Source organism: Streptomyces sp. NPDC047072, assembly GCF_040643855.1.
Taxonomy (GTDB): domain Bacteria; phylum Actinomycetota; class Actinomycetes; order Streptomycetales; family Streptomycetaceae; genus Streptomyces.
The window spans coordinates 1-9,962 of record NZ_JBEYVC010000270.1 but is presented as its reverse complement, the minus strand read 5'-3'; the positions used below and the strand labels follow the sequence as shown (position 1 = coordinate 9,962).

Below are 9,962 nucleotides of genomic sequence, written 5' to 3'. Positions count from 1 at the left end.
GCTATCGAGCGGCTGATCCGCCGTCAAGGAGGTCATGTGGCCCGCACCGGACGCCCCCTCGCCTTCTCCGCCGCGGCCCTCGCCGACCTCCTCTCCCTCGCCGTCGGCTACGACCTCGGCCACGCCCTCGCCAAGCCGCTCCTGATGCCGCTCCTCGCCGCCCACGCGGCGGTCCGCGGCGCGCCCCGGCTCCTCGTCGCCGCGCTCCTGTGCGGCTGGGGCGGCGACGTCTTCCTGCTGGCCGACGCGGACCCCGCCTTCCTCGCCGGGATGGCCTCCTTCGCGGCCGGCCACGTCTGCTACGTCGTCCTCTTCCGGCGTCACGGCCCTCCACGCGCGCGTGCCCGCACGCTCGCCCCCGTCCCCGCCATCACCGCCGTCTACGCCACTGCCCTCGTCACCACCGTCGCCCTGCTGTGGCCGGACCTGCCACCAGACCTCCGCGTCCCCGTGGCCGCCTACAGCACCCTGCTCACGGCCATGGCGTACACCGCGGCCACCCGCACCGGTCTCGTCCCCGGGCTCGGCGGTGTCCTCTTCCTGCTCTCCGACACCCTCATCGCGACCGGCGTCGCCGACTGGCCGCAGCTCCCACGCCCCGACCTCTGGATCATGCTCACGTATATCGCCGCGCAGTTCCTGCTGGTCACTGGCACACTACGAGCCCTCGAAGGGCGCCCGGCACCGGGACCGACGTACGGTGAGAGGCGCTCGACCACCCCCTGAGCGAACCGGCGACACCGTAGGAGAAACCCCGTCATGCGCGCCACCACCATCCACGCCCCGTACGACATGCGCGTGGAGGACGTGCCCGACCCCGTGGTGCGGCGGCCCGCCGACGCCGTGGTCCGCGTGCTGCGCGCCTGCGTCTGTGGCAGCGACCTGTGGGCCTACCGCGGCGAGTCGGCCCGGCAGCCGGGCCAACGCATCGGGCACGAGTTCCTCGGCGTGGTCGAGGAGACCGGCTCCGAGGTGAACACCATCAGGCGCGGTGACCTCGTCGTCGCCCCCTTCGTGTGGTCCGACGGCGTCTGCGACTACTGCCGCGAGGGACTGCACACCTCCTGCGAGCACGGCGGCTTCTGGGGCTCCGTGGGCTCCGACGGCGGCCAGGGCGAGGCCGTATGTGTCCCCTTCGCCGACGGCACCCTCGTACAACTGCCCAAGGAAGCCGCCTCCGACGACCACCTGCTGGCCTCCCTGCTGACCCTCTCCGACGTCCTGGGCACCGGCCACCACGCCGCCCTCGGCGCCGGCGCCCGCCCGGGCGTCACGGTCGCGGTCGTCGGCGACGGAGCCGTCGGCCTGTGTGCGGTGCTCGCCGCCAAGCGGCTCGGCGCCGAGCGGATCATCGCGCTCGGCCGCCACCAGGGCCGCACCGACATCGCCCGCCGCTTCGGCGCCACCGACGTCGTCGCCGAGCGCGGGGAGGCGGCCGTCGAGGCGGTCCGCGCACTCACCCGCGGCCAGGGCGCGCACTCCGTGGTCGAGGCCGTCGGCACCGAGCAGTCCATGAGCACGGCGGTCAACATCACCCGCGACGGCGGCGCCATCGGCTTCGTCGGGGTCCCGCACGGCAGCGGGACCGGCCTCGACCTCGGCGTCATGTTCGACCGGAACATCGCGCTGCGCGGCGGGGTCGCCCCGGTCCGCGCCTACATCCCCGAACTGCTGCCCGACGTCCTGGCCGGCAGGGTCGACGCCTCACCGGTCTTCGACCTGACCGTCGGCCTGGAGGGCGTCCCGGACGGCTACAAGGCGATGGACGAACGCACGGCCCTCAAGGTCCTCGTCACCAACTGACGCCCCGGACCCGCGGCTCACCAACGGATCGGCACCGGCAGCGCCGTCAGCACCCCCGACACCACGACCACCATCCCCAGCGCGACGACCTCCGCCCTCGCGGGCACACACGCGGTCAGCGGATCGGTCGCGCGGCGCAGCCGGAGCCGCGCCCACAGGGCGAGCCCGGCGACCACCGTCACGAGCAGCACCTTGGCCAGCAGGGTGCGCCCGTACGCCGTGTCCGTCAGCTGCTCCAGCACCGTGCCCGCCGGCATCCGGCGCAGCGAACTCCACACCCCCGTCGCGGTGATGGCGGCGAGCAGCACGGCCGCCACGCGCGCGTAGAGCCCGAGCAGCGCGGCCCCCGGGCCGTCGGGACCCCAGTGACGCAGCGTGCGCAGGGCGTGGAGCAGCCCACCGGCCCACAGCGCCGCGCAGCTCAGATGGACCAGCGTCAGCCCCGAGCCGACCAAGGGGCTGTGCTCGGGCACGGGATGCGCCCGCAGCGCCTCCGCCACGACCACCGCGGCGAGCGGCCACACCTGCACGGCCGGGCGCGCGGAGCGGGCGCACAGGGCGGCCACGAGAAAGGCGTTGACCTCCAGGAGGGCCAGCTTGCCGTCCCGGGACGCGTACAGACCGCCCACGTCGATCTGCGCGAGACTGCGCGGCACCAGATTGCCGGTCGCCACGACCGAGGCCAGCCCCAGCGCGGCGACGAAACCGACGGCGGTCGCGTACGGCGCCCAGGACCGCGGCGCGGTCGCGGGAGCGCCGGGCAGGGCACGGGCCAACCGGCCCACGAACAGCTCGCCCAGCGGGACGCCCAGCGCGGCGAAGAGCACCGCCCGCAGCAGCGCGACCCCGCCGACACCGGGCGCGGCGGCCTCCCCGGTGCCGTGCAGCGCGGCGGACGGGCCCAGCAGGGGGATCAGCGCGGCCAGGAGCACCAGGACGACGACGGCGACCGCACGGCCGGCACCGGGGCGCCGCGCGGGCCCGCGCGCGTCGGCCACCCCGGCGGGAGGTCTCATCAAGGTCACCTCGAAATCTTCACCAGTCACGACAGAACCGGGCAAGTGCGGGGAAACAACTGGCGGTACGGCATTCCGCCCATAGGTACGCTCCCGGCCGGCCTGTCGGTTCACGCCCAGCGCGCGGTGTCCGCCCCCCAAGGTCCCGGCGGTCGCGCCCAGTCCACCGGACCGCCCTCGAAGGAGACCGGCGACCGCGCGTACCGCAGCCGCCCGAGCGCGCTGTCCGTCTCGGCCAGCCAGGGCTCGGGGCCGTCGTACGAGAGGTGCTCGGCTGCGGCCTCGACGTCGGCCTCCCTCGAATCCGCGAGCTCCATGAGCCACTGGGCCGTCCGAGCCAACGCCAGCCGCACGACCCGGCTCCCGCCCTCGTCCGCCTGCTCGTCCAGCGCCCGCAGCACCTCCGCCGCCAGCAGATACCCCGTCCCGTGGTCCAGCGCCTGCGCGGGCAGCGCGCCCGGCCGCTCCGCCGACCCCTCCAGTACGGCGATCCCCGTCGCCGCCTGCACCAGGCTGTCGAAGCCCCGCCGCCCGCCCCACGGCCCGTACGCGCCCCACGCCGACAACTGCGCCACCACCACCCCCGGCCGCCGCTCGGCCAGCGCCCGCGGCGAGAGCCCGAACCGGTCGAGGGCGCCCGGCCGATAGCCGGTGACGACCACGTCCGCCACCCCGAGCAGCTCCTCGAAGGCGCGCCGGTCCGCCCCGACCGTCAGGTCCAGCGTCGTCGACCGCTTCCCGAACCCCGTGTCGGCGTGCTGGTCGGCCAGTTCGGGCAGCGCCGGCGCGTCCACCCGCAGCACGTCCGCGCCCAGCAGGGCGAGCGTGCGGGTGGCCACGGGCCCCGCGAGCACCCGGGTGAGGTCCAGGACGCGCAGTCCGGCGGCCGGCATCAGGGGAGCGGGGGAGACCGGCGCGAACGTACGCACGCGTGCCGTGCCGGACAGCCGTTCCCGCTCGACCAGGGGGCGCTGCGCCACCTCGGCCGCCTGCGCGTGCGCCGCCCACTCCTCGGGTGTGCGCAGGGCGACCGCGAGGCCCCCGGCGGCGTACACGGTCTCCTCGACCTCGGCGGCGGACCGTTCGGCGAGCGCCGCCCCGACGGCCGCCACGTCCTCCGGCACGCCCAGCACGTCCAGGAGCCGTGCCCGGTGGTGCGGATAGTTCGCGTGGGTGCGGACCCAGCCGTCCGCCGTGCGCCAGAACCGGGACAGCGGAGCGAAGGAGACCGGCGCCCGACCATTGATCAACAGTTGACGCTCGCTGGAGAACGCGGCGGCGACCGCCCCGTCGTCCACCCGCACCCGCGGCACCCGGTCGAGTCCGGCCCGCCGTGCGCCCAACTCCGCGGCGGCCAGGGCACACGCGCCCACACAGGCCCGCGCCAGCAGACGTACGGGAAGGCGCCCCTGAAGAGCGCCTTCCCGCACCACATACTTGATTCCAGTCATGACTGCACTATGCGGTATTGACTGAATCAATATATTGGCGTGTTACTTGGTGACGGCGTCCAGTGCGTCCACCGTGCCCCAGCCGTAGAACCCGTTGTGGTTCTTCGACCCCTCGCACACCGCGTCGACCTTGCCGTCGCCGTTGATGTCGTACGGGTCCGTGCACGGCGTCGCGTCCGCCTCCGCGTACAGCAGCGCCTTCACCAGGGCCGGCGAGGCGTACGGGTGCGTCGACTTGATCAGCGCGGCCACGGCCGCGGCGTGCGGCGAGGCCATCGACGTACCGGCCATGTAGCCCCACTTGCCCCCGGGCAGCGTGCCCAGGATCAGACCGCTCGTCGCGGGCGGCGCGGGCGTCTGGTAGGCCGTCGAGTCGCCACCGGGCGCGGCGACGTCGATGACTCCCAGGCCGTGGTTGGAGAAGGACGACTTGATGCCCTTCGCGCCGGTCGCGGCGACCGTCACGACACCCGGCAGCTGAGTCGGTATGTCGTAGCACTTCGACGGGTCGACGACCCGCTCCACGGGGGTGGCGTCGTTCGGCGAGACCGGGTCGGTGATCTCGTCGGCCGCGAGGTCGTAGTTCTCGTTGCCCGCCGCGGCGACGTTGACGACCCCCTTCTTCTCCGCGTACCGCGTGGCCCGGGTGATGGCGTCGACGAGCGCCTTCTGGTCCGGGTCGTCGGTGCAGTTGAAGTACCAGGGGTCGGTGTAATAGCTGTTGTTGGTGACGTCGACCCCATGGGTGGCCGCCCACATGAAGCCGCACACCACGGCCTCGGTGTAGAAGTAGCCGGCGGTGGTCGACACCTTGATGCCCGCCACCTTCACACCGGGCGCGACGCCCGTCATGCCGACGCCGTTCTTGGCGGCCGCGATCTCACCGGCCACGTGGGTGCCGTGCGGGCTCTCCCCGGCGGTCGGCCGCCACGCCCCGTCGGTGGTGTCCGGCTTGCCGGTCACGCAGTTGACGGAGGCGCCCCGGTCGAAGTTCGGCGCGAGGTCGGGGTGGGTGTCGTCGACGCCGGTGTCGATCACGGCGACCGTCACCTTGCTGCTGCCGAGCGACTTCTCGTGCGCCTTGTCCGCCTTGATGGCGGGCAGGTCCCACTGGAGCGACTCCAGCGGGTCCTGGGCGGCGTCGGACGCGGCCTCGGCGGCGGCGACCTCCGACGCGCTCAGCGTCTTCGGTGCTCCCAGGTCGGTCGTCGACTGCGCGGGCAGCGGCGCGTTGCGGGTGTTGCCCGCCGAGGCGACCCCGGGGACCTTCCGGATGATCATGGCGAAGTCGGGGTTCGCCGAGTGGACGACGACCACGCCGATCTGGTCGTACGACGTCACGATCGTGCCGCCGGCGTCGGCGATGGCCTTCTTCACCTTCGCCGAAGGACCGTGTCCGGGACGGACGTTGACGACATAGCTGAGCGCCGTGGCGTCCTGCGTGGTCGCGGCCGCGAGGATGCCGTTCACGGCGGAGGTGGCACCGGTCAGGGTGCCGGGCAGTCCGGCCGCGGACGCCGTGGCACCCGGCAGCAGCGCCATGGCGGTGGCCATGGCCGTGCCGAGCGGGATCGCGATCGCGCGCCGATAACGCTGGTGGGGCCCTGTCATGGTGGAAGTCTCTCCAGTTCGTTCGCGGGACAAGCGGTCCGTGCGGGTGGTGGTGGAGCGCCGGAAGTCGTCGGGCGCGCGGGTCACTTGACCGCGCGCAGCGCGTTGACGATGCCGTGGCCGTAGAAGCCGTTGACCCGCTTGCCGCCGACACAGGTCGCGTCCTGTGTGCCGTCGCCGTCCTGGTCGTAGGAGGCCGGGCAGCCCGGGTTGTCGGCCTGCGCCTTCAGCAGCGCCTGGAGCTGTGCCGGGCTCGCCCACGGGTGCGTCGACTTCAGCAGCGCGGCCACGCCCGCGGCGTGCGGCGAGGCCATCGAGGTGCCCTGGAGGAAGCCGTAGGAGTTGTTCGGCATGGTCGACAGGATGCGGCCGTTCTTCGACGGCGTGTCCGGTATCTGGTAGAGCCGGTCGCCGCCCGGGGCCGCCACGTCGATGACGCCGTAACCGTACGAGGAGTAGTACGACTTGAGGTTGTTCACGCCCGTCGCGCTCACCGTCACGACACCCGGCAGTTGGGTCGGCACGTCGAAGCACTCGTGCGGGTCAACGGTCCGGGTCACCGGCGTGGAGTCGTCGGGGCTGCTGTCGTCGACGAGCGCGTCGGAGTCGAGGTCGTCGTTGGAGTTGCCGGCCGACGCGAGGTTGAGCGTGCCCTTCTTCTGGGCGTACAGGGAAGCCCTGTTGACCGCGTCAACGATTGCGCGCTGATCGGGGTCGTCCATGCAGTTGTACAGCCATGGATCAACGTAGTAGCTGTTGTTCGTGATCTCCACGCCGTGGTCGGCGGCGAACACGAACGCGCAGACGACGCTCTCCGGGTAGAAGAGACCGTTGCTCGGGTCGGTCACGTTGATGGCCGCGACCTTCACCCCGGGCGCGACCCCGGCCACCCCGATGCCGTTGCGGGCCGCCGCGATCTCACCGGCCACGTGGGTGCCGTGGTAGTCGTCCGCGGTGTACGGCCGCCAGGCGCCCTCACTGGTGTCCGGGACACCGCCGTCGCAGTTGGCGGACTGGGCGGCGGAGAAGTTCGGGGCGATGTCCGGGTGGGTGTCGTCGACGCCGGTGTCGATCACGGCGACGGTCACCTTCCGGCTGCCCGGGTTGATCCGCGCGGCCTTGTCGGCGCCGATCGCCCTGAGGTCCCACTGGTCGGCCTCGAGAGGCTCGCTGCCCGCCTCGGCGGCCGACGCCTTCTCGATCTTCGCGGCCTGCTCCTCGGTGAGCGGCTGCGCGGCGCCCTCGTCCGTGGTCGAGGCGACCGACAGCGGGGAGGTGCGGGTCGCGCCCGCCGACTGGACCCCGCGGACCGTGCGGATCTGCGCCCCGAAGTCGGGGTTGGCCGAGTGGACGACGATCACGCCGATCTTCTCGTACGCGATCACGACCGTGCCGCCGGCCGCGGCGACGGCCTTCTTCACCGACGCGATCGTGCGGTGGTCGGCCCTGGTGTTGACGACGTACGACAGTGCGGTCGCGTCCGAGGCCTGCGCGGTGGTCTCCGTGTACGGGAGGGCCGACGCGGCCGTCGGCAGGAAGCCGAGCGAGGCGGTCAGCGAGAGCACGACGGGCACGGCCAGGGCGAGCCGACGTCTGGAACGTCGTTGGGACATGGGGTCTCCACATCATCCGGAAACGAAACCGGCCCGAGACACAGGTGGCGCTCGGGCAGGTACATGACGGGTGGTGCACGCCGAAGCTATCTCCCGAAGTCGCTGGCCAGCAATGACTTCCTCAAAGCGAGTTCGGAAAACAGCAAAGTGAGTTGAACCGGTGCCAGCGCGGCGCCGTGACCTTGGGCAGGGAACGCGAGGACACTCGCCCCCGATCCCCGTCACTACCGCACCCGCAACGCGAGGAGACTCCGTGGCCACCGAGACACCGCCCCCCTCGAAAGAGCAACACAAACTCCCCACCACCGAGGAGTTCACCGAGGTGCAGGAGAGCGCGGAGTTCGGTGAACTGCGCCGCTCCTACCGCTCCTTCGCCTTTCCGCTGACCGTCGGCTTCATCGCCTGGTACCTGCTGTACGTCCTGCTCTCCAACTACGCGGGCGACTTCATGGGCACCAAGGTCTTCGGCAACATCAACATCGCCCTGATCCTGGGCCTCGCGCAGTTCCTGACCACGTTCCTCATCGCCTGGTGGTACTCGCGGGTGGCCGCCGCCAAGTTCGACCCCAAGGCCGAGGCGATCAAGTCCCGGATGGAGGGCGGCGCATGAGCCCCGCGATCACCCTGGCCGCGGGCGAGGCCAGCGAGCACCGGCCGCTGATCATCAGCCTGTTCGCGGTGTTCGTCCTCGCAACCCTCGTCATCACGGTCTGGGCCGGACGCCAGACCAAGGACGCCTCCGACTTCTACGCGGGCGGACGGCAGTTCACCGGCTTCCAGAACGGACTCGCCGTCTCCGGCGACTACATGTCCGCGGCCTCCTTCCTCGGCATCGCGGGCGCCATCGCCCTCTTCGGCTACGACGGCTTCCTGTACTCCATCGGCTTCCTGGTCGCCTGGCTCGTCGCCCTGCTCCTGGTCGCCGAACCGCTGCGCAACTCCGGCCGCTACACCATGGGTGACGTCCTCGCGTACCGCATGCGCCAGCGCCCGGTCCGCACCGCGGCCGGCACCTCGACGATCGTCGTCTCGATCTTCTACCTGCTGGCCCAGATGGCCGGCGCCGGCGTCCTGGTCTCGCTGCTGCTCGGCATCACCTCCGACGCGGGCAAGATCGGCATCGTCGCCCTGGTCGGCGTCCTGATGATCGTCTACGTCACCATCGGCGGCATGAAGGGCACCACCTGGGTCCAGATGGTCAAGGCCGTCCTGCTGATCGCGGGCGCCCTGCTGCTGACCTTCCTGGTGCTGCTGAAGTTCAACTTCAACGTCTCCGACCTGCTCGGCTCGGCCGCCGACAACAGCGGCAAGGGCGCCGCCTTCCTGGAGCCCGGCCTGAAGTACGGCGCCACCGGCACCACCAAGCTGGACTTCATCTCCCTCGGCATCGCCCTGGTCCTCGGCACCGCGGGCCTGCCGCACATCCTGATCCGCTTCTACACGGTGCCCACCGCCAAGGCCGCCCGTAAGTCGGTCCTGTGGGCCATCGGCCTCATCGGCGCCTTCTACCTGATGACGCTCGCCCTCGGCTTCGGCGCCGCCGCGCTGATCAAACCGGACGAGATCATCGCCTCCAACAAGGCGGGCAACACGGCCGCGCCCCTGCTCGCCCTGCATCTGGGCGGCGTCGACTCCAACTGGGGCGCGATCCTGCTGGCCACCATCTCGGCGGTCGCCTTCGCCACGATCCTCGCGGTCGTCGCGGGCCTGACGCTCGCCTCCTCCTCGTCCTTCGCGCACGACATCTACGCGAACGTCATCAAGAAGGGGCAGGCCACCGAGAAGCAGGAGATCGGCGCGGCCCGCTGGGCCACCATCGGCATCGGCGCCGTCTCCATCCTGCTGGGCGCCCTCGCCCGCGACCTGAACGTCGCCGGCCTGGTCGCCCTCGCCTTCGCCGTCGCCGCCTCGGCAAACCTCCCGACGATCATCTACAGCCTCTTCTGGAAGCGGTTCACCACCTCCGGAGCCCTGTGGTCGATCTACGGCGGTCTCGTCACCGCGGTCGGCCTGGTGCTGTTCTCGCCGGTCGTCTCCGGCAAGCCCACCTCGATGTTCCCGGACGTCGACTTCCACTGGTTCCCGCTGGAGAACCCGGGCATCATCTCGATCCCGGTCGGCTTCCTGCTCGGCATCGTCGGCACGCTGCTGTCGAAGGAGGAGCCGAACAAGGGCAAGTACGCGGAGCTGGAGGTCCGGTCCCTGACCGGCACCGGCGCCCACTGACCCGTACACCGAAACGCCTCTGAGCGGCCGCGTCGTAGGTCTCTACGACGCGGCCGCCTCGTACGTCGTGGGATCGGACCCTGTCGATGTCAGTGACGTCACGTAGGCTCGCAGGTAAAGGACGCACCATGCGCCACGACTGATCCGCGACGAGGGAGGGGGCCCGCGTGCTCATCGACACGTACGGCCGGCAGGCCACCGACCTGAGGGTCTCGCTGACCGACCGCTGCAATCTGCGCTGT

Annotated in this window: 8 protein-coding genes; 4 read left to right on the top strand and 4 right to left on the bottom strand. The window is 71.7% G+C overall.

The window, feature by feature from the left end:
• Positions 1-36 precede the first annotated feature (36 nt).
• On the top strand, positions 37-726 hold the full coding sequence (locus ABZ896_RS50295) for a lysoplasmalogenase (RefSeq protein ID WP_360945416.1): 690 nt from the start codon (positions 37-39) through the stop codon (positions 724-726).
• Positions 727-759: 33 nt separating this feature from the next.
• Positions 760-1,803: a zinc-dependent alcohol dehydrogenase family protein gene (locus tag ABZ896_RS50290; protein ID WP_360945413.1), complete on the top strand. Its 1,044-nt coding sequence runs from the start codon at positions 760-762 to the stop codon at positions 1,801-1,803.
• Positions 1,804-1,820: 17 nt separating this feature from the next.
• Here ABZ896_RS50290 and ABZ896_RS50285 read toward each other — a convergent pair whose 3' ends face one another.
• From ABZ896_RS50285 to ABZ896_RS50270, 4 genes are all read right to left on the bottom strand, one after another.
• Complete coding sequence (locus tag ABZ896_RS50285; RefSeq protein ID WP_360945410.1) at positions 1,821-2,828, bottom strand: CopD family protein; 1,008 nt, start codon at positions 2,826-2,828, stop codon at positions 1,821-1,823.
• Positions 2,829-2,929: 101 nt separating this feature from the next.
• A complete protein-coding gene (locus tag ABZ896_RS50280) occupies positions 2,930-4,270 on the bottom strand; it encodes a CoA transferase (protein ID WP_360945407.1) in 1,341 nt (446 codons plus the stop codon).
• A gap of 42 nt (positions 4,271-4,312) precedes the next feature.
• Complete coding sequence (locus ABZ896_RS50275) at positions 4,313-5,881, bottom strand: S8 family serine peptidase (protein ID WP_360945404.1); 1,569 nt, start codon at positions 5,879-5,881, stop codon at positions 4,313-4,315.
• A gap of 83 nt (positions 5,882-5,964) precedes the next feature.
• A complete protein-coding gene (locus ABZ896_RS50270; protein WP_360945401.1) occupies positions 5,965-7,494 on the bottom strand; it encodes a S8 family serine peptidase in 1,530 nt (509 codons plus the stop codon).
• Between the two features lie 253 nt (positions 7,495-7,747).
• Here ABZ896_RS50270 and ABZ896_RS50265 point away from each other — a divergent pair, with 253 nt between their 5' ends.
• Positions 7,748-8,104, top strand: a complete 357-nt coding sequence (locus tag ABZ896_RS50265; RefSeq protein WP_360945398.1) for a DUF485 domain-containing protein — start codon at positions 7,748-7,750, stop codon at positions 8,102-8,104.
• The gene (locus ABZ896_RS50260) at positions 8,101-9,720 is read left to right on the top strand and encodes a cation acetate symporter (protein WP_360945395.1); all 1,620 of its coding nucleotides are present in this window, start codon (positions 8,101-8,103) and stop codon (positions 9,718-9,720) included. The genes ABZ896_RS50265 and ABZ896_RS50260 overlap by 4 nt, the downstream gene beginning before the upstream one ends.
• Positions 9,721-9,962 lie beyond the last annotated feature (242 nt).